Origin of the sequence: Bacillus sp. AFS018417, from assembly GCF_002560985.1 — a bacterium.
In the GTDB taxonomy this organism is placed as follows: Bacteria; Bacillota; Bacilli; order Bacillales; family Bacillaceae_G; genus Bacillus_A; species Bacillus_A rhizoplanae.
The window spans coordinates 63,216-82,589 of the sequence record NZ_NTTM01000030.1 but is presented as its reverse complement, the minus strand read 5'-3'; the positions used below and the strand labels follow the sequence as shown (position 1 = coordinate 82,589).

Below are 19,374 nucleotides of genomic sequence, written 5' to 3'. Positions count from 1 at the left end.
TGTGTGGTAAGAGCAAAGCGTAAATTAGAACATATTGAGTATGCTCTTTCTACCGGACAGTCTCGTACACATGGCTTTCGTGACATTGTCTTTGTTCATCAAAGCTTACCAAATATAAGTTATGAAAGTATATCATTTCAAACAGGAATCGGCGAACTTTCTTTAAGTTCGCCGATTTTTATCAATGCGATGACTGGTGGGGGCGGAGAGCACACACTACATATTAACGAACAACTAGCCTGGGCAGCGCATCAGCATCAGCTTGCGATGGCTGTCGGTTCGCAAATGGCAGCGTTAAAAGATCCTCAAGAAGCTGAATCTTATAAAATTGTGAGAAAAACGAATCCGAATGGAATTGTTATTGCAAACTTAGGAAGCGAAGCAACAGTAGAACAAGCACAGCGAGCTGTTGATATGCTTGAAGCAAACGCATTGCAAATTCATTTGAACGTCATTCAAGAGTTGACAATGCCAGAAGGCGATAGAGATTTTACAGGTGCACTAGAGAGAATTGAACAAATTGTAAAATATTCTTCTGTTCCTGTTATAGTAAAAGAAGTTGGTTTTGGTATGAGTAAAGAAACGGTAGAGAATTTAGCCAATGTTGGTGTTTCTATTATAGATATTGGCGGTTATGGCGGCACAAACTTTGCTGCGGTTGAAAATGAAAGAAGGCAGAGAGTGCTTCCTTATTTCAATGAGTGGGGCATTCCGACTGTTTCGTCTTTAATTGAAGCATCCTCTATACAAAAAAACCTCTCTATTATTGCATCGGGTGGTATTCAAACAGCACTTGATGTAGCGAAAGCATTAGCATTAGGAGCATCGGCTGCGGCGTTTGCTGGCCATTTTTTACGAATACTGATAAATGAAGGTATTGAGAAATTAATGGAAGAAATAGAATTACTACATAGAGATTTGCAGTTTATAATGACAGCGCTGGGGGCGCGAACAATCGCTGAGCTTCAACGAGTGCCGATTGTTATTAATGGTGATACATACCATTGGCTTATCCAGCGTGGGATTGATACAACAATATATAGCAAGCGCTGAACGAACTCTATCTAGGGGGTTTTTGGCGAAGTAAAACTAAAGTGAATCCTTAACGCTGTATTTGTTGCATTCTGCACTGGTAGTCAGCTCTGTTAATTGGTTTTTTATCCCGCATTAACGGATAGTAAGACCCCCACCTATCTTTGAGGCGTGGGGGTCTTACTGTCCATAAAAGCCCGATTGAGCGGGCTTTCCATCAGTGGGGGATGAAGAAAACATCCACTGATGGGAGTTTCATTTTATTGTTTGATAGAGCAAGGAAAAAATCAACCGTTCGGTTGTTTTTTTGTTTATTAAGATACATCTTGGAATTTCGAGGCAGAAATCTTACTGCTTATTAATACCGAGTAACAAAGTAACAGCCAACGACACGTTGGCTGTTTTTGTTTTAATGTTGATTTTGTTTTCGCGCTTGCTCCGGTGTATCGAATCCTGTTGCGCCCGGATATTGTAGTGACTGACTGCGATCAGATTCCACACGTCGCGATTGTTTCAATTTTTTTTCTTGACGATCTTTACCCATAGTGTCCCCACCTCCTTAGTACAAAGTGTTGCTGTTATTTTTAAAAATATGCAGCTGTAGAACAGGATTATTTTTCATGAAAAATCCCCATAATGGAAATAATAGGAGGTGATAACGTGGAAGGAAGTTATTTTTATTTTTTAGCGTGGATGGGATGGATTATTGCAACGTTTTTTTTGAAAAAAGATACGTTTAGACTTTGTGTTAGTGCTGCCATTTTATTATTTATTAGTTGTTCGCAAACAGTGATTTCAATTTCTTCTTTCACAATCTCAGTAAATGCTCTTTTGCTGGGCGGAATTTCATTTGTTGGAATCGCAGCATATTCAGTATGGAAAAAAATCTATACTTTACTTTGTGCGCTTATAATCGCAATGCTATATACAAGTTTTTCTTTAATAGAATTATACGATCCGATTTGGATTGTCATAAATCGTACATGGATGCTGAGTGGTATTCTCGTTTATATATCTATTTTATTGCATCGAGACCGTCTATTACGTATATGGGGATTATATGTAGGGGCTTTGCAAGGTGAGTTGTTTGTAGCTTTTGTCTTAAAGAGCTTCAATTTTCCGTATCAACTCGGTAGCTTGCAGTTTTTTAATATGGTTGCTGTGTCCACAATGTTCTTTAGCCTTCTATATAGCGTTGGAAAAATAATGACATACACAGGGCAATTTAAGCAAAAACAAGTGAAGGAGGGGCAAGGGTAGTTTATGAATTCATATACATCAGCGATTTTACTTGGGGTAATTGTGGGGACAGTTACACGAATTTTAATGCTTCAAACTGATACAAGGCAGTATCCAACTCGCTTGCATGGCAAGATTATTCATATTGCAATGGGAATTACTGCGTCTGCTCTTGGGGCAGTTGCGATCCCATCTATTATGAAGAAAGATTTCTCCGCTATTACATTTTTGACATTAGCGGCATCGCAGTTTCGTGATGTGCGTAATATGGAGCGTAATACACTGCAGCAATTAGATGGATATGAGCTTGTCCCGCGGGGGAATACATATATTGAAGGAATTGCACTTGTGTTTGAGAGCCGTAACTATTTAGCGATGTTAACATCTTTTGTAACCAGCTTTGCGTATTTAGGGTTTAAATCTTGGTATGCCGGTATTTTTGCTGGAATAATAAGTTTCTTTGTTGCGAAAATGTTAATGTCCGGTAAACGTCTGCATGATCTTGTTGAAATTGAACATGTGCCACCACATTTTGAAGGCGCTGGTCTTTATGTAGATAATATTTATATTATGAATATTGGTTTACCAGCGAGACAAAAAGAAATTATGAAGTATGGCATGGGGTTTATTTTGAAACCGAAGTCTATTGATGCACGAATAACATTAGCGAATTTAGGTCAAAGGCAAGCCATTTTACATGAAGTGTCTGTTTCGCTTGGTGTTTATCGAGATTCTGGAACACCAGCACTTGTACCGCTTGCAAAACGAGATTTAAATGATGGAAGAATAGGCGTGTTTGTTTTGCCGCAAGATCAAGATGTGAAGAAAGCTATTCAAGTCATTGGAAATGTTCCGACGTTAGAAAGTGCTGTTCATATGGCTTCTGAGGCTCCTAACGGAAGGGGAGATAAAGGGTGATATTAGAAAAATGTATTCTTGCTGTCATTACAACAATTCCAGAAAAATTCGCTGGCGGCGCTCCATTATTTGTATGTGAGACAGTGGAAGAAATGGAATTTGTTGCTAATAATTTAGAAGCGATTTTAGATGGAATTGCACACCGCTTACAAGAGAACCTATATATTATTGTGAAACATTCTTGAAATGTGCTATAATATGAGATGTTTTGATATAAAGAGAAATATTCTGGAATGCAAATCCCTTCTTGCACAAAGAAGGGTTTTTTACATAATAACAGAAGCAAATAGAAAGGATGAAAGTATATGCCAAAACCGGTAGTGGCAATAGTAGGACGCCCAAACGTTGGAAAATCTACTATTTTCAATAGAATTGTTGGGGAAAGAGTGTCGATTGTAGAAGATATTCCTGGTGTAACACGAGATCGTATTTATAGTGCAGGAGAATGGTTAAATCATGAGTTTAACATTATTGATACAGGTGGAATTGATATTGGGGACGAGCCATTTTTGACACAAATTCGTCAACAAGCAGAAGTTGCGATTGATGAAGCTGATGTTATTATTTTTATGACGAATGGTCGCGACGGTGTAACAGCTGCGGATGAAGAGGTTGCAAAGATTTTATATCGTTCTAAAAAGCCGGTTGTATTAGCGGTCAACAAAATAGATAACCCAGAGATGCGCAGCGATATTTATGATTTTTATGCGTTAGGATTTGGAGAACCATTTCCGATTTCTGGTACACATGGTTTAGGGCTAGGGGACTTATTAGATGAAGCAGCAAAACATTTCCCGAAAATTGAAGAAGAAGCATACGATGATGAAACAATTAAATTCTGTTTAATTGGTCGTCCGAATGTTGGGAAATCATCAATGGTAAATGCATTGCTTGGTCAAGAGCGTGTAATCGTTAGTAATGTAGCAGGTACAACACGTGATGCAGTTGATACTCCGTACAGTAAAGATGGACAAGATTACGTTATCATTGATACTGCAGGAATGCGTAAAAAAGGAAAAGTATATGAAAGTACTGAAAAATATAGTGTACTTCGCGCACTTCGAGCAATTGAACGCTCTGACGTTGTTTTAGTTGTTTTAGATGGTGAAGAAGGAATTATTGAACAAGATAAAAAAATCGCTGGATATGCGCATGATTCAGGTCGTGCTGTTATTATCGTTGTAAATAAATGGGATGCGGTTGAAAAAGATGAGAAAACGATGAAGGAATTCGAAGAGAATATTCGTGCCCACTTCCAATTTTTAGATTATGCACCAATCGTATTTTTATCTGCAAAAACGAGAAAACGTACACATACATTGCTTCCTGTTATTAATGAGGTAAATGCAAGTCATAGTATTCGTGTACAAACAAACGTATTAAACGACGTAATTATGGATGCTGTTGCAATGAATCCAACACCAACACATAATGGACAACGTTTGAAAATCTTCTACGCAACACAAGTCGCGGTGAAACCACCGACATTTGTTGTATTCGTAAATGATCCAGAGTTACTGCACTTCTCATATGAGCGTTTCTTGAAAAATCGTCTGCGTGATGCGTTTGGTTTCGTAGGAACGCCGATTAAAGTTATTGCAAGAGCACGAGACTAATGGAGAGGGTGTGATTTTATGAAAAAAATCACAGTAGTAGGAGCAGGTAGCTGGGGAACGGCGTTAGCAATGGTATTAGCTGACAACGGCCATGATGTACGTCTTTGGGGAAACCGAGTAGAACTCATGAATGAAATTAATGAAAAACATGAAAATAGTCGTTATCTACCGGGGATTACATTGCCAGCCAGTATCGTTGCCTATTCTTCCTTAGAAGAAGCATTAGCGGGGGTAGATACAGTACTTCTCGTTGTACCTACAAAAGCATACAGAGAAGTATTGCAAAATATGAAAGAACTTGTTTCGCAGCCAATTACATGGATTCATGCGAGTAAAGGAATTGAACCAGGAACTTCAAAGCGTATTTCGGAAGTGATTGAAGAAGAAATTCCGGCACATCTCATTCGAGATGTTGTTGTCTTATCGGGACCGAGTCATGCAGAAGAAGTTGGATTGCGTCAAGCTACAACAGTTACATCAGCTGCAAAGCGTATGGAAGCAGCGGAAGAAGTTCAGGACTTATTTATGAATAGCTATTTCCGCGTATATACAAACCCGGATATTGTTGGAGTTGAACTTGGCGGAGCGTTAAAAAATATTATTGCCCTTGCTGCTGGTATTACTGATGGACTTGGTTTAGGTGATAATGCAAAGGCGGCACTTATGACGCGTGGTTTAACAGAAATTGCTCGTTTGGGTCGTAAAATGGGTGGTAATCCCTTAACGTTTGCTGGCTTGACAGGTATGGGAGATTTAATTGTAACGTGTACGAGTGTCCATAGCCGAAATTGGCGTGCTGGTAACTTGCTTGGTAAAGGTTGCTCGTTAAACGAAGTGTTAGATAATATGGGGATGGTTGTTGAAGGTGTGCGGACAACAAAAGCTGCACATGAGATGGCAAAAAAAATGAGTGTAGAAATGCCAATTACAGCTGTCTTATATGATGTATTATTTAATGAGAAAAATGTAAAAGATGCTGTAGGAACGCTGATGGGGCGTGTGCGTAAACACGAAGTAGAAGAAATTCCAGATTTGTTGTAAGAAAAGCTGTACAAGTGTAAAGATACATTTGTACAGCTTTTTCTTATTTTGGGTCTTTTCACCATTCTTTTTTTTCTGCATACGATGAAGTGTAGATTACAAGAGAGGGTGAACAAGGTGGATAATAATTTATTCAACAATATTGAAAAGGAATCGAAAGTAAATAAAGATGATATTTTTAAATTAGCTTCTTCTGTCCAAAATGCAAATTTGCGAGATGAGCAAGTGTTACGTCAGTTAATTCATCAAGTTGCAACGATGGCAGGAAGAGATGTATCAAAAGAGAAAGAAGATCAAATTGTAAATGCGATTATTAATAATAACATGCCAACCGATTTTAGCTCATTAAGTAAAATGTTTAAAAAATAAAGTACGAGAAACCATTGTTATATATATTGCATACGATATGATGAAGGAATGAATATGAGCTGTTTGTGGGAGTATTTGGTCAACCGAAGCGAAGAAGTCTCGTTCGCTTCGGTTTTTTATTGGTTTCATTATATGTGAATGTATACCGTTAGTCCTTCAGTAGCGAAGTTTCGTCTTATTTTCAGTTTGAATGGAATAAATAGATTGTTTCTATTTGTTTAAAAGTTATAATTTGTTAAAATAGTAGGAAAATAATCTAAAATAAAGGGGTGTATATATGTCTGTTGGACTTATAAAGATGTGGTTTTCTTTGGGAGCGATGGCTCTCATGTTTATTGCTGTTATTTTCATTTTGTTAAGTCGCCATAAAATAAAGAATACGTTTTTGAAAGGGTTTACAGCTTTGTTTGCATATGCATGTATGATTGTATCTGGACTTATTATTTTTCTTGTTGTATTTAGTGGGCCAATTGAACAATAGAAACTAAAGGACGGAGTTCTGATGAAGAAAACACTAATAATTTTCGTATTGTGTTGCACCAGCATGCTATCTGGGTGTCTATATCCGAAAGAAAAGGTACAACAAAATGTAGTACCATATGAAGATCAATTACAAGCGGTGCAAACAGCAGTTAATACATATAGAGAACAAAATGGTAATATATTGCCTATTAAAACACGCGATATGAATACACCAATCTATCAAAAATATCCAATTGATTTTCAAAAGATTACGCCTGGGCTTATGCAAGAACCACCTGGAAATGCTTTTGAAAGCGGAGGCATTTATCAGTATGTATTAGTTGATGTAGAAACAAATCCAACTGTGAAATTAATTGATGTTCGAACGGCTGAACAGATTCAAAATTTAAAGTTGAAACTACAAATCTATCGTGATGAGCATAAATATCCACCGTTTAAAAAAATAATTACAGATGGTGTGTATGAGCTTGATTATAAAAAAATGGGATATAAAGAAATTCCTCAAGTGGAAAGTCCATATTCTGGTAAAAATCTACCTTTTGTTATTGATGAGAAAGGTGAAGTATATATTGATTATCGCGTTGACTTATACGACATGCTACAAAAATATGGTGATGAAGTGAAAGAAGGAGAAGATATTCGCCAGTTGCTTGTGAAACATACTCCATTTGTACCGGTGTATTCCTTACCGTATACAGTAAAGAACAAAGAACCAATTTTTTTTAAGTGATAAGTCATGAACCTTTCTTCTAACGAATAAGTTCTAGAAGAAGGGTTTTTTACTTCTTGAAACATTTGCATCGTATACAAAAAGTTCTTTTTAAATAATCATATGAAATTGGGACAAAATCATATGCTGTACAGTCCAAACTACAAGAATAATCATGATTTATTCCCAAAAATGTTGAGGGAGGGAATCACTTGGAAAAGGTTGATATTTTTAAAGATATCGCTGAGCGTACAGGCGGTGATATTTATCTAGGGGTTGTAGGAGCTGTTCGAACGGGAAAATCTACTTTTATTAAGAAGTTTATGGAGCTAGTCGTTATTCCTAATATCGAAAACGATTCGGATCGTCAGCGCGCACAAGACGAACTGCCGCAAAGTGCAGCAGGACGTACAATAATGACAACAGAGCCCAAATTTGTTCCAAACCAAGCGGTTTCTATCCATGTTGATGATGGACTCGATGTGAATATCCGCTTAGTAGATTGTGTAGGTTATACTGTCCCAGGAGCGAAAGGATATGAAGACGAAAATGGACCACGTATGATTAATACACCATGGTATGAAGAACCGATTCCATTTCATGAAGCAGCAGAAATTGGGACACGGAAAGTAATTCAAGAACATTCTACAATCGGTGTAGTTATTACAACCGATGGAACAATTGGAGAAATCCCCCGCCGTGATTACATTGAAGCGGAAGGCCGGGTCGTAAATGAATTAAAAGAAGTAGGAAAACCTTTCATTATGATTATTAATACAGTACAGCCATATCATCCTGATACAGAACAACTTCGTCAAAGTTTAGTAGAAGAATATGATATTCCAGTGTTAGCAATGAGCGTAGAAGGGTTAAGAGAAGGGGATGTATATAATGTACTGCGCGAGGCACTATACGAGTTCCCGGTTTTAGAAGTGAATGTAAATCTTCCGAGTTGGGTAATGGTGTTAAATGACAACCACTGGCTTCGTCAAAGCTATCAAGAGGCTGTCCAAGAAACAGTAAAAGATATTAAGCGTCTTCGTGATGTTGACCGCGTTGTATGGCAATTTAGTCAATATGAATTTATTGATCGTGCAAGTCTTGCAGGAATTGATATGGGGCAAGGTGTTGCTGAGATAGACTTATATGCACCAGATGAATTGTACGATCAAATTTTAAAAGAAGTGGTAGGCGTTGAAATTCGTGGTAGAGATCATTTATTAAAGTTAATGCTTGATTTTGCTCATGCGAAAACGGAATATGATCAAGTTGCAGATGCACTAAAAATGGTAAAACAAACAGGATACGGTGTTGCAGCACCGGCACTAGCAGATATGAGCTTAGATGAGCCGGAAATTATTCGACATGGATCGCGCTTTGGTGTGAAATTAAAAGCTGTTGCCCCATCTATTCATATGATTAAGGTTGATGTGGAATCAACATTTGAACCAATTATTGGAACAGAAAAGCAAAGTGAAGAGCTTGTTCGCTATTTAATGCAAGATTTTGAAGATGACCCACTTTCAATTTGGAATTCGGACATTTTTGGGCGATCACTTAGCTCTATCGTTCGAGAAGGGATTCAGGCAAAATTATCATTAATGCCAGAAAATGCTCGTTATAAATTAAAAGAAACGCTAGAACGAATTATAAATGAAGGATCTGGCGGCTTAATAGCAATTATTTTATAATTGAAAGACTCCTTATTGGGGAGTCTTTTTTTGTTTTTCATAGAAAAACAAAATGTCATTATCTAATACTTTATAGTTGATTGTCAAGTTTCATCAGTTTTTCACATTTTCGTGGTAACATTTTCTTTAAAAATATTGAATTATAAAGGAGAATCGTATAATATAGGCCTTGATAATGATTTTATCTACATCTTTGTAGTATAGAATTTGTAAAAATTGCCTACAAATGAAGGTAAGACTCATTTTATGATCATTATACAGTCGTATCTTTGGGAGGAGGTGAATGGCATGAACAAGACAGATTTAATCAATGCTGTTGCAGAAGCAAGTTCCCTTTCTAAAAAGGACGCAACAAAAGCAGTTGACGCTGTTTTTGATTCCATCTTAGAAGCTTTAAAGCAAGGTGATAAAGTACAACTTATCGGATTTGGTAACTTCGAAGTTCGTGAGCGTGCGGCTCGTAAAGGACGCAACCCACAAACTGGTGAGGAAATTGAAATCGCGGCAAGCAAAGTACCTGCATTCAAACCTGGTAAAGCGCTAAAAGATGCGGTTAAATAATCCTTACATATTACGGGGAAGAAGAGTTTCCTTATCGGAAACTCTTCTTTTTGCTTTTAAAAACATATATATGCTAGAATGTGTTCGTAGTATTTTTAGGTTTTATTCGGGAGGGCAAGCGGATGGCAAATGTAAACTTAGAACAGATCGAACATGCAGTACGTCTTATTTTAGAAGCAATTGGGGACGATCCAAATCGTGAGGGAGTATTAGATACACCAAAACGTGTTGCGAAGATGTATGCAGAAGTATTTTCTGGTATGCATGAAGATCCAAAAGAACATTTACATAAAGTGTTTGGTGAAGATCATGAAGAACTTGTATTGGTAAAAGATATTCCGTTCTTTTCTATGTGTGAGCATCATCTCGTTCCGTTTTATGGCGTTGCTCATGTTGCATATATTCCACGAGGTGGAAAAGTAACAGGGTTAAGTAAATTGGCACGTACAGTAGATACAGTTGCGCGTCGACCACAATTACAAGAACGAATTACATCAACAGTAGCAGATTCTATTATGGAAGTGTTGGAGCCGCATGGTGTAATGGTTGTTGTAGAAGCAGAGCATATGTGCATGACAATGCGCGGTGTGAAAAAACCTGGTGCAAAAACTGTAACAACTGCAGTGCGTGGTGTGTTAGAAACAGACGCACCAGCACGTGCGGAGATTCTATCTTTTATTAAGACGAATTAGTAGGAAAGCAGGAAACTGCTTTTCTTTTTTTATCCTGCTATTCGTGGGCAGTAAGACCCCTCATCTCAAGATTCAGAGAGAAGCGAGGAAGATAGGTGGAGGATAACTGCTGGCGTGTGCCCGATTGGTTCAACTAACCATCAGTTGGGGATGAAAAAAACTACTGATGGAAGTTTCACTTTATGCCAATCTAACGGCCAGGATAAGGGTGAATAGAGCTCAATTCTTACTTTGTTTCGTTTCGTCAAGTTTTCTTTATAGAAAAATGAATGAATGTGTTATAATAAGTTTTATGAATTAGAAAACAAGGGTGATTTTTGTGGGTAACATCTACGGAGGGTTTACGGATATAAAGGAGCAGCTATATAAAAAACTACGCCATCCTTATTTTATAAAATACATTGAAGAACCAGTTGTTGATGAAAAAAAATTAGCGTTCTTATATTCCATTTTAAAAAGTGCAAACTTACATAGAGAGCAAATTGAACATTACGTAGTAACCATTATGCTTGTACAAATTGCTTTAGATACACATGAGAAAGTATCAAGTAAAGAGGAGACGGATGGGTCTCATAAGCGGCGCCAACTAACAGTATTAGCAGGGGATTATTATAGTGGGCTATATTATTATTTACTTTCAATGAATCATGATATCGTATTGATTCGTGCGTTGGCAGAAGGTATTAAAGAGATTAATGAACACAAAATTATGTTATATCAGCAAACATATGAAACGATAGAAGAAATGTTAAGCAGTGTAGGAATAATTGAATCGGCTCTTTTACAAAAAACGTGTGATCATTTTCAAGTGAAACATGTAAAGTCAACAATTAACAATATATTTGCAATAGCTCGTTTGCAAACTGAGTATCAAATATTCTTGAAGAAAGAATCGTCGCCAGTATTTACGGCATTTCAAAAGATTTTATCTTCTGATGATAAAACGAAAGTGGAAAACGTATACAACGAATCGATAAAAAAGATACGAAGTCAAATTGATACTTTGATGCAAGATGATACAGGGATTGAAACATTTTTTTCCACATTAAAAGAGGCGACTTGAGTATTTTGAATTTTACAGTTGGAAGAAGGGTAAAAGCATGCAACAATCAAAAGAAGAAAGAGTACATGACGTATTTGAGAAGATATACAATAAATACGATGTAATGAATTCAGTTATTAGCTTTCAAAGACATAAAGCATGGCGCAAAGAAACGATGCGAATTATGGATGTTCAACCTAGCAGCACAGCGCTTGATGTATGTTGTGGAACGGCTGACTGGACAATTGCGCTTGCTGATGCGGTCGGTTCAAATGGAAAAGTATATGGATTAGATTTTAGTAAAAATATGCTTTCGGTTGGAAAAGAGAAAGTGGAAGCTTTACAATTGGATCAAGTAGAATTAATTCATGGTAACGCCATGGAACTACCTTTTGAGGATAATACGTTTGATTATGTCACAATTGGATTTGGACTCCGAAATGTTCCAGATTATATGCAAGTGTTAAAAGAGATGACTCGTGTTGTAAAACCGGGTGGGAAGGTTATTTGCTTAGAAACATCACAGCCGACAATGTTTGGAATTCGACAAGGTTATCTTTTATATTTTAAATACATTATGCCTTTATTCGGAAAGCTATTTGCTAAAAGTTTTAAAGAATATTCGTGGTTACAAGAATCAGCAAGCACATTTCCAGGAATGAAAGAATTGGCTCGTATGTTTGAAAAAGCTGGACTAGAACAAGTAAGAGTAAAGCCGTTTACTTTTGGAGTAGCAGCAATGCACTTAGGTTATAAGCCGGAATAAAGTGAAATTATCATTAGTAGGAACTGTTAATGGAAAGGTATCGCCAATCGGGCTCAAACAGGCGGTTCTCTCCTGCCTATCTCTATTTTTTGTTTCCTCATAATCTTGAGGTAGGAGTCTTACTTCCCGTTAAAGCGGGATAAAAATAGAAAAGAAGTTTTAGGTTAAGGTGAACGATATGAAGTTACAACTTATGTATTCTTTTTTACGATCGGATATTGATAAAATTGAGAAACAACTAAAAGTAGTTGTTGCTTCTGAGCAACAATTGCTTGAAGAAGCTGCGTTGCAACTGATTGAGGCCGGTGGAAAACGAATCCGACCTGTTTTCGTTCTGCTTGCGGGGAAATTTGGAGATTATAAGCTCGATGTAATTAAACATGTTGCCGTTGCATTAGAGCTTATTCATATGGCTTCTCTTGTGCATGATGATGTAATTGATGCTGCTCTTTTGAGAAGAGGGAGTGCGACTGTAAATGCAAACTGGGGTGATCGTATTGCAATGTATACAGGTGATTATTTATTTGCAAAGTCTCTAGAATGCATTACAAATTTAGAAAGTCCAGAAGTGCATAAAGCATTATCATATACAATTCTTGAAGTGTGCAAAGGAGAAATTGAACAAATTAAAGATAAGTATGATTTTGGACAAAATTTACGAACATATTTACGCCGTATTAAACGAAAAACAGCACTTTTAATTGCTGCGAGTTGTCAATTAGGGGCAATTGCATCTGGTGCATGTCGTGATACAGTCAATCGTTTGTTTTGGTATGGTTACTTTGTTGGTATGTCATATCAAATTATTGATGATATTTTAGATTTTGTGTCAACAGAAGAAAAGCTTGGAAAACCTGCGGGCGGAGATTTATTACAAGGTAATATTACACTTCCTGCTTTATATGCGATGGAAGATCCTAAACTTCGCGAGAGAATTGTTCAAGTTAATGAAAATACGCCTTCAAATGAAATGAAAGAAATTATTGAAGCGGTCAAAAATAGTAATGCAATTGATCAAGCCTTTGCATTTAGTGAAAGATATTTACATAAAGCATTAGAAGTTATTAAGCCGTTGCCTCGTGGACAGGCGAAACTGGCGTTGCAAAATGTTGCAAAGTATATAGGGAAACGTAAATTTTAAATGTTTTTCGAGGAAAATAATAATCTCTCCATTTCAAAACTGTTGCACAATTTTGATAACGGTGATACTATGTGTTTGGGGATATACAATTACATACATAATATGAAGTGGAGAGATTTATTATGGAAAAAACGTTTTTAATGGTAAAACCAGATGGTGTACAGCGTGCAGTCATTGGGGAGATTGTTGCTAGATTTGAAAGAAAGGGTTTTCAATTAGTTGGTGCTAAGCTTATGCAAATAACACCAGAGATTGCTGGACAGCATTATGCTGAACATAAAGAGAGACCTTTCTTCGGTGAATTAGTAGATTTCATTACATCTGGACCTGTTTTTGCAATGGTATGGCAAGGTGAAGGTGTTGTTGAGACAGCTCGTAACATGATGGGGAAAACAAGACCAAATGAAGCTGCACCTGGTACAATTCGCGGTGACTTCGGACTAACTGTTGCAAAAAACATTATTCACGGTTCAGATTCTCTTGAAAGTGCAGAACGTGAAATTGGTATTTTCTTTAACAAAGAAGAGCTAGTTGAGTATTCTAGATCAATGAATGAGTGGATTTACTAATTATTTCGAAATAATTTGTAAACGCTTTAAAAATAATGATTATAGTGAAAAAGCGCAAGAAAGGATGTCTGAATTCCTTCTTGCGCTTTTTTGTTTCATATTAGTTACGAATCAATAGAGGTTATGATATAGTGTTACATAAATACTGAAGTAAAGGGGAGTAACCGATGCGATATATAACAGCTGGTGAATCTCACGGACCACAACTAACGACAATATTAGAGGGGATTCCGGCAGGTTTACCTTTAGTAGCGGATGATATTAATACAGAATTGGTAAGAAGACAAAAAGGGCATGGCCGTGGACGCCGCATGCAAATTGAAAAAGATCAAGTTCAAATTTTAAGTGGTGTGCGTCATGGATATACAATTGGTGCACCAATTACGCTCGTTGTCGAAAATCGTGATTTTACACATTGGACAAAAATTATGGGAGCAGAGCCGTTAACAGAGGAAGAATCAAAAGAGATGAAACGACAAATTACACGACCTCGTCCAGGACATGCAGATTTAAATGGTGCGATTAAATATGGTCATCGTGATATGCGCAATGTATTAGAGCGTTCTTCAGCTAGAGAAACAACGGTTCGTGTAGCTGCTGGAGCTGTTGCAAAGCGCATTTTAGAAGAACTGGGTATAAAAGTAGCAGGGCATGTAATTGAAATTGGAGGAGTGAAAGCGGAGAAGCAGTCGTATAACTCTATTGAAGAGTTACAAACGATTACAGAGGCATCTCCTGTTCGTTGTTTAGATGAAGAAGCAGCGCAGAAAATGATGCAAGCAATTGATGATGCAAAAACAAACGGAGATTCTATCGGAGGAATCGTCGAAGTTGTTGTAGAGGGTATGCCAGTTGGTGTTGGAAGTTATGTCCATTATGATCGTAAATTAGACGCAAAACTTGCAGCTGCAATTATGAGTATTAATGCATTTAAAGGTGTGGAAATTGGGATTGGTTTTGAGGCAGCTCGTAAGCCAGGAAGTCTTGTTCATGACGAGATTTTATGGGATAAAGTTAATGGATATACGAGACGTACAAACAATGCAGGTGGATTAGAGGGCGGTATGACGACAGGTATGCCAGTTGTTGTTCGCGGAGTCATGAAACCAATTCCAACTTTATATAAACCGCTGCAAAGTATTGATATTGATACGAAAGAAGCGTTTCAAGCAAGTATTGAGCGTTCTGATAGCTGTGCTGTACCAGCAGCAAGTGTTGTAGCGGAAGCTGTTGTAGCTTGGGAACTGGCTACAGCCGTGATTGAACAATTTGGGACGGATCGCATTGATTTAATTCGTAAAAATATTGAGAAATATAACGAATATGCGAGGGAATTTTGATGAGGACAATACAAATTCAAACAGGTTCCAAACAATATAATGTGTATGTTGGAGCCCAGGCATTGTTACAATTATCAAAGATTATAGAAAATATGAAACCAGCCGTTTCAAGTATTCTACTGATTTCTGATGAAACGGTAGCTTCATTTCATCTAGATGAAGTGAAAGATACTTTGCAATTAGAAAAAGATGTATTTTCATTTGTGATTCCGAGTGGTGAAAAGGAAAAATCGTTTGAAAATTATTATGCGGTTCAAACGTTTGCGCTTGAAAAAGGTTTAGATCGCCATTCGCTTATTATTGCACTTGGCGGTGGAATGATTGGAGATTTAGCGGGATTTGTTGCGGCGACGTTTATGAGAGGTATTCGCTTTGTACAGGTACCAACAACGTTACTTGCGCATGATAGTGCAGTTGGAGGTAAGGTTGCAATCAATCATCCGCTTGGGAAAAATATGATTGGTGCATTTCATCAGCCAGAGGCGGTTATTTACCATACTCCGTTTTTAAATTCTCTTCCAGAAAAAGAATGGCGCTCTGGTTTTGCAGAAGTAATTAAACATTCGTTTATCGGAGATATAGAATTATATCATTGGCTGCGCGAAGAAGTGAAAATGTTAACTGATTTAAGAGATGATAAGTTAATTTATACACTGCAGCGTGCGATTCCAGTAAAAGCAAAAATTGTTGCAGAGGATGAAACTGAAAAAGGTGTTCGTGCTCACTTAAATTTTGGGCATACACTTGGACATGCTCTGGAAAAAGAGATGGGATATGGAAACATAACACATGGTGATGGTGTTGCAATCGGCATGTTATTTGCCATCTTTTTAAGTGAACAAATATATGAAAAAGACCTTCAATATAAGGAGATTAAACGGTGGTTTGCTGCATATGGCTATCCGAGCATGCCAAGTAAACTTGATGTGAATCGCCTCGTTCAAGTGATGAAACAAGATAAAAAAGCGAATGGTGGAACAATTCGTATGGTCGTTATGCAGGAGATTGGGGTAGTGGATGTCGTATCTATTTCAGATGAGACCGTCCGAACGGCTTTAGAAGCATTTCTAAGAGAGGAGGAGTCTATTTGATTCGCGCGATTCGCGGCGCAACTACAGTCAATTGTAATGAAATAGAGGAAATATTGACTGCAACAGAGCGTTTAGTGAAAGAAATGGCAAGCAATAATAGCGTTTCTCCTGTTGATATTGTATCTGTATTAATTTCCACAACAGCAGATATAAATGCATGTTTTCCGGCAGCTGCATTAAGGCGTATTGAGGGTTGGTCTTATGTACCGGTCATGTGCATGCAAGAAATAGAAGTGCCAAATGCTCTTGAGAAATGTATTCGCGTTATGATGACGGTTATGACCAATAAACTACAGCATGAAATTCATCATATCTATTTAGAAAAAGCGGTGCAGCTAAGGCCCGATTTACAAAAATAATAGGGGGAATTCCAGTGAAAGTAAAAGAGCAATTATTGTCGTTAAAAGCGTATGTGCCAGGTAGAAATATTGAAGAAGTAAAGAGACAATATGGGTTATCTAAAATTGTAAAGCTAGCATCAAATGAAAATCCATTTGGATGTTCAAAACGTGTAGCTGAAGCTTTGGCATCGTTAGATGGGCAATATGCGCTCTATCCAGACGGTGCAGCGTATGCTCTTCGTGAAAAATTAGCAGATCACCTTCATGTAAAAAAGGAACAAATTTTATTTGGTAGCGGCTTAGATGAAGTGATTCAAATGATTAGCCGTTCTCTGTTACAAGAAGGAACAAATGTTGTCATGGCAAAGCCGACATTTTCACAATATCGTCATCATGCAGTAATTGAAAAAGCAGAAGTACGTGAAGTACCTTTAAAAGAGGGGACACATGATTTAGAGGCAATGCTTGCACAAGTTGATGAGCATACACGTATCGTATGGATTTGTAATCCTAATAATCCAACAGGAACGTACGTTTCAATGGAGCGGTTACTTTCATTCTTAGAGGCAGTTCCGAAAACAACACTTGTTATTATGGATGAAGCATACTATGAGTATGCTGGGGCTAAAGATTATCCGCAAACATTACCACTTCTAGAGAAGTATGAAAATCTTATGGTATTACGTACATTTTCAAAAGCATACGGATTAGCATCATTTCGTATTGGTTATGCGGTAGGAAATGAAAGCTTAATGTGTTCGTTAGAGGTAGCAAGATTACCATTTAATACGTCATCAATTGCACAAGTAGTTGCGCAAGCTGCGGTAGAAGATCAAGCGTTTTTACAAGAGTGTGTGAACGTGAATAATAAAGGATTACAGCAATATTATGATTTTTGTGAGAAGTATCAAGTGTTTTATTATCCATCACAGGCGAATTTTATCTTTTTAGAGCTTGGTCTTCCAGGAGATGAAGTATTTGAAAGGCTACTACAAAAAGGATACATCGTTCGTTCCGGTGGTCCACTTGGTTTACCGAACGGTATTCGGATTACAGTTGGAACGAAAGAAGAGAACGCGGAGATTATTGCGGTGCTTACTGAACTTGTAGAAGAGAATTTGAAAAAAGAAGAGACATATTTATAAGAAAAGAAACGGCTCCATTATTAGGAGTCGTTTCTTTTCATCCTATTTGCGTAAAGAAGAAGGAAAGAAGTACAATAAAGTGAAACTACCGTCATTGAATTTTTTTCATCTCTCACTAATGGGGGAATTTTACCAATCGGGCTCTTACTGTCCAAAAATAGCGAGATAAAGAAAGAATACATACGTGAACATTAAATAGAGGTGATAGAGGTGAACCGATTAACAAAGCTTAAGAATGGATTAAACGGAACGATTTTTGTTCCTGGAGATAAGTCTATTTCGCACCGCGCAGTTATGTTTGGGGCAATTGCAGAAGGAACAACGAAGATTACAAATTTTCTTCAGGGTGAAGATTGTTTAAGTACGATTGCTTGTTTTCAAAAGTTAGGAATTAAGATTGAGCAAAAGGGTAACGATGTCACTGTATATGGAAAAGGATTACAAAGACTAGTAGAACCGACGGAAGTATTAGATGTTGGAAACTCAGGAACGACAATTCGGTTAATGCTTGGCATACTAGCAAATGCATCGTTTCATTGTACAGTTATCGGAGATTCTTCAATTGGAAAGCGTCCGATGAAACGTGTTACAGAACCTCTTCGTCAAATGGGTGCTAAAATTGATGGAAGAGAAGATGGACAATATACGCCTCTTTCTATTCGAGGGGGAAATATAAAAGGCATACATTATCGTTCTCCCGTGGCAAGTGCACAGGTGAAATCAGCTGTTTTACTTGCAGGGCTACAAGGAGAAGGTGTGACAACTGTGACAGAACCATTACAGTCTCGTGATCATACAGAGCGTATGTTACGTGCATTTGGGTGCTGTGTTACTGTTGATGGATTAACTGTCTCATTAGAAGGTGGACAAAAGCTTTCTGCGGCGAATATTGAGGTGCCAGGAGATATCTCTTCAGCTGCCTTTTTCTTAGTTGCAGGTGCAATTGTACCAAATAGTAAAGTTGTATTAAAAAACGTTGGGTTGAATCCGACAAGAACTGGAATTCTTGATGTGTTATCACAAATGGGTGCGAGTTTGTCAATAGAGAATATTCGCAATGAAGAATTTGAGCCAAGCGGTGATATTACAATTGAAACCTCACAATTAAGAGGAATAGAAATTAGCGGTGCGCTCATCCCAAAATTAATTGATGAAATTCCAATTTTAGCACTGTTAGCAACGCAAGCAGAAGGGACAACTGTGATTAAAAATGCGGAAGAATTAAAAGTAAAAGAAACGAATCGTATTGATACAGTTGTAAATGAATTGAAAAAACTAGGAGCACATATTGAAGCAACAGAAGATGGTATGATTGTGCATGGTAAAACGCAATTAGATGGAAACGTGGTAAATAGTCATGGTGATCATCGTATTGGTATGATGTTAGGGATTGCATCGTGTATAGCAGATGGAGAAGTTATGATTGAAAATAGCGAGGCAGTAGCTGTGTCATATCCGAACTTCTTTGAACAGTTACATATGCTGCAAAACTAAAAGAATCTTTTCTTTTTGAGAAGGTTCTTTTCTTCTTCACACTGTTGCTTACACGGAAACAGTTGTTTATTATGGAATTTACATAAGTATTTAT

The 19,374-nt window shown here is 37.4% G+C and carries 22 protein-coding genes; 21 read left to right on the top strand and 1 reads right to left on the bottom strand.

Going from position 1 to position 19,374, the window contains the following annotated elements; translation table 11 throughout:
* Window positions 1-3 precede the first annotated feature (3 nt).
* The gene (gene fni, locus CN326_RS12910) at window positions 4-1,053 is read left to right on the top strand and encodes a type 2 isopentenyl-diphosphate Delta-isomerase (protein ID WP_098309424.1); all 1,050 of its coding nucleotides are present in this window, start codon (window positions 4-6) and stop codon (window positions 1,051-1,053) included.
* Window positions 1,054-1,441: 388 nt separating this feature from the next.
* Here the strand turns inward: fni and CN326_RS12905 are convergent, their stop codons facing one another.
* Window positions 1,442-1,576, bottom strand: a complete 135-nt coding sequence (locus tag CN326_RS12905; protein WP_098309423.1) for a YpzI family protein — start codon at window positions 1,574-1,576, stop codon at window positions 1,442-1,444.
* Between the two features lie 116 nt (window positions 1,577-1,692).
* On the opposite strand from CN326_RS12905, the gene CN326_RS12900 reads away from it, so the two are divergent.
* The 20 genes from CN326_RS12900 (at window position 1,693) to aroA (ending at window position 19,280) form a co-directional block, all read left to right on the top strand.
* A complete protein-coding gene (locus CN326_RS12900) occupies window positions 1,693-2,292 on the top strand; it encodes a YphA family membrane protein (RefSeq protein WP_098309422.1) in 600 nt (199 codons plus the stop codon).
* A gap of 3 nt (window positions 2,293-2,295) precedes the next feature.
* A complete protein-coding gene (locus CN326_RS12895; RefSeq protein WP_098309421.1) occupies window positions 2,296-3,189 on the top strand; it encodes a YIEGIA family protein in 894 nt (297 codons plus the stop codon).
* On the top strand, window positions 3,186-3,374 hold the full coding sequence (locus tag CN326_RS12890) for a capping complex subunit for YIEGIA (RefSeq protein ID WP_098309420.1): 189 nt from the start codon (window positions 3,186-3,188) through the stop codon (window positions 3,372-3,374). Before CN326_RS12895 ends, CN326_RS12890 begins: the two co-directional genes overlap by 4 nt.
* A gap of 120 nt (window positions 3,375-3,494) precedes the next feature.
* Window positions 3,495-4,805: a ribosome biogenesis GTPase Der gene (gene der, locus CN326_RS12885; RefSeq protein WP_098309419.1), complete on the top strand. Its 1,311-nt coding sequence runs from the start codon at window positions 3,495-3,497 to the stop codon at window positions 4,803-4,805.
* A gap of 18 nt (window positions 4,806-4,823) precedes the next feature.
* Window positions 4,824-5,846 (top strand): NAD(P)H-dependent glycerol-3-phosphate dehydrogenase, encoded by a 1,023-nt coding sequence (locus tag CN326_RS12880; protein WP_098309418.1) that lies wholly within the window; start codon window positions 4,824-4,826, stop codon window positions 5,844-5,846.
* A gap of 117 nt (window positions 5,847-5,963) precedes the next feature.
* Window positions 5,964-6,215: a stage VI sporulation protein F gene (locus CN326_RS12875; RefSeq protein WP_141525043.1), complete on the top strand. Its 252-nt coding sequence runs from the start codon at window positions 5,964-5,966 to the stop codon at window positions 6,213-6,215.
* Between the two features lie 277 nt (window positions 6,216-6,492).
* Window positions 6,493-6,696 (top strand): DUF2768 domain-containing protein, encoded by a 204-nt coding sequence (locus CN326_RS12870; protein WP_098309416.1) that lies wholly within the window; start codon window positions 6,493-6,495, stop codon window positions 6,694-6,696.
* Between the two features lie 21 nt (window positions 6,697-6,717).
* On the top strand, window positions 6,718-7,428 hold the full coding sequence (locus CN326_RS12865; protein WP_098309415.1) for a hypothetical protein: 711 nt from the start codon (window positions 6,718-6,720) through the stop codon (window positions 7,426-7,428).
* A 191-nt stretch (window positions 7,429-7,619) separates the two neighbouring features.
* The gene (gene spoIVA, locus CN326_RS12860; RefSeq protein WP_098309414.1) at window positions 7,620-9,098 is read left to right on the top strand and encodes a stage IV sporulation protein A; all 1,479 of its coding nucleotides are present in this window, start codon (window positions 7,620-7,622) and stop codon (window positions 9,096-9,098) included.
* A 288-nt stretch (window positions 9,099-9,386) separates the two neighbouring features.
* A complete protein-coding gene (locus tag CN326_RS12855; protein WP_001043860.1) occupies window positions 9,387-9,659 on the top strand; it encodes an HU family DNA-binding protein in 273 nt (90 codons plus the stop codon).
* A gap of 122 nt (window positions 9,660-9,781) precedes the next feature.
* A complete protein-coding gene (gene folE / locus CN326_RS12850) occupies window positions 9,782-10,351 on the top strand; it encodes a GTP cyclohydrolase I FolE (RefSeq protein WP_098309413.1) in 570 nt (189 codons plus the stop codon).
* A 319-nt stretch (window positions 10,352-10,670) separates the two neighbouring features.
* Entirely contained in the window at window positions 10,671-11,414 is a 744-nt protein-coding gene (locus tag CN326_RS12845; protein ID WP_098309412.1) for a heptaprenyl diphosphate synthase component 1, read from the top strand.
* Between the two features lie 37 nt (window positions 11,415-11,451).
* A complete protein-coding gene (locus CN326_RS12840) occupies window positions 11,452-12,159 on the top strand; it encodes a demethylmenaquinone methyltransferase (RefSeq protein ID WP_098309411.1) in 708 nt (235 codons plus the stop codon).
* Between the two features lie 178 nt (window positions 12,160-12,337).
* On the top strand, window positions 12,338-13,300 hold the full coding sequence (gene hepT, locus CN326_RS12835; protein WP_098309410.1) for a heptaprenyl diphosphate synthase component II: 963 nt from the start codon (window positions 12,338-12,340) through the stop codon (window positions 13,298-13,300).
* A 122-nt stretch (window positions 13,301-13,422) separates the two neighbouring features.
* Complete coding sequence (gene ndk, locus CN326_RS12830; RefSeq protein ID WP_098309409.1) at window positions 13,423-13,869, top strand: nucleoside-diphosphate kinase; 447 nt, start codon at window positions 13,423-13,425, stop codon at window positions 13,867-13,869.
* 167 nt (window positions 13,870-14,036) lie between these two features.
* Window positions 14,037-15,209, top strand: a complete 1,173-nt coding sequence (aroC, locus tag CN326_RS12825; protein ID WP_098309408.1) for a chorismate synthase — start codon at window positions 14,037-14,039, stop codon at window positions 15,207-15,209.
* A complete protein-coding gene (gene aroB, locus CN326_RS12820) occupies window positions 15,209-16,300 on the top strand; it encodes a 3-dehydroquinate synthase (RefSeq protein WP_098309407.1) in 1,092 nt (363 codons plus the stop codon). The genes aroC and aroB overlap by 1 nt, the downstream gene beginning before the upstream one ends.
* Window positions 16,297-16,659, top strand: a complete 363-nt coding sequence (gene aroH / locus CN326_RS12815) for a chorismate mutase (RefSeq protein ID WP_098309406.1) — start codon at window positions 16,297-16,299, stop codon at window positions 16,657-16,659. Before aroB ends, aroH begins: the two co-directional genes overlap by 4 nt.
* A gap of 14 nt (window positions 16,660-16,673) precedes the next feature.
* Window positions 16,674-17,786: a histidinol-phosphate transaminase gene (gene hisC / locus CN326_RS12810; RefSeq protein ID WP_098309405.1), complete on the top strand. Its 1,113-nt coding sequence runs from the start codon at window positions 16,674-16,676 to the stop codon at window positions 17,784-17,786.
* Window positions 17,787-17,996: 210 nt separating this feature from the next.
* Window positions 17,997-19,280: a 3-phosphoshikimate 1-carboxyvinyltransferase gene (gene aroA, locus CN326_RS12805; protein ID WP_098309404.1), complete on the top strand. Its 1,284-nt coding sequence runs from the start codon at window positions 17,997-17,999 to the stop codon at window positions 19,278-19,280.
* Window positions 19,281-19,374: the final 94 nt, after the last annotated feature.

Bases quoted from the DNA above. Each gene is read 5' to 3' on its own strand.
- CN326_RS12895 (WP_098309421.1), top strand. From the start codon at position 2,296: ATGAATTCATATACATCAGCGATTTTACTTGGGGTAATTGTGGGGACA.
- CN326_RS12865 (WP_098309415.1), top strand. From the start codon at position 6,718: ATGAAGAAAACACTAATAATTTTCGTATTGTGTTGCACCAGCATGCTA.
- hepT (WP_098309410.1), top strand. From the start codon at position 12,338: ATGAAGTTACAACTTATGTATTCTTTTTTACGATCGGATATTGATAAA.
- aroC (WP_098309408.1), top strand. From the start codon at position 14,037: ATGCGATATATAACAGCTGGTGAATCTCACGGACCACAACTAACGACA.
- CN326_RS12855 (WP_001043860.1), top strand. From the start codon at position 9,387: ATGAACAAGACAGATTTAATCAATGCTGTTGCAGAAGCAAGTTCCCTT.
- CN326_RS12880 (WP_098309418.1), top strand. From the start codon at position 4,824: ATGAAAAAAATCACAGTAGTAGGAGCAGGTAGCTGGGGAACGGCGTTA.
- folE (WP_098309413.1), top strand. From the start codon at position 9,782: ATGGCAAATGTAAACTTAGAACAGATCGAACATGCAGTACGTCTTATT.
- CN326_RS12870 (WP_098309416.1), top strand. From the start codon at position 6,493: ATGTCTGTTGGACTTATAAAGATGTGGTTTTCTTTGGGAGCGATGGCT.
- aroB (WP_098309407.1), top strand. From the start codon at position 15,209: ATGAGGACAATACAAATTCAAACAGGTTCCAAACAATATAATGTGTAT.
- CN326_RS12905 (WP_098309423.1), bottom strand. From the start codon at position 1,576: ATGGGTAAAGATCGTCAAGAAAAAAAATTGAAACAATCGCGACGTGTG.
- ndk (WP_098309409.1), top strand. From the start codon at position 13,423: ATGGAAAAAACGTTTTTAATGGTAAAACCAGATGGTGTACAGCGTGCA.
- CN326_RS12840 (WP_098309411.1), top strand. From the start codon at position 11,452: ATGCAACAATCAAAAGAAGAAAGAGTACATGACGTATTTGAGAAGATA.
- der (WP_098309419.1), top strand. From the start codon at position 3,495: ATGCCAAAACCGGTAGTGGCAATAGTAGGACGCCCAAACGTTGGAAAA.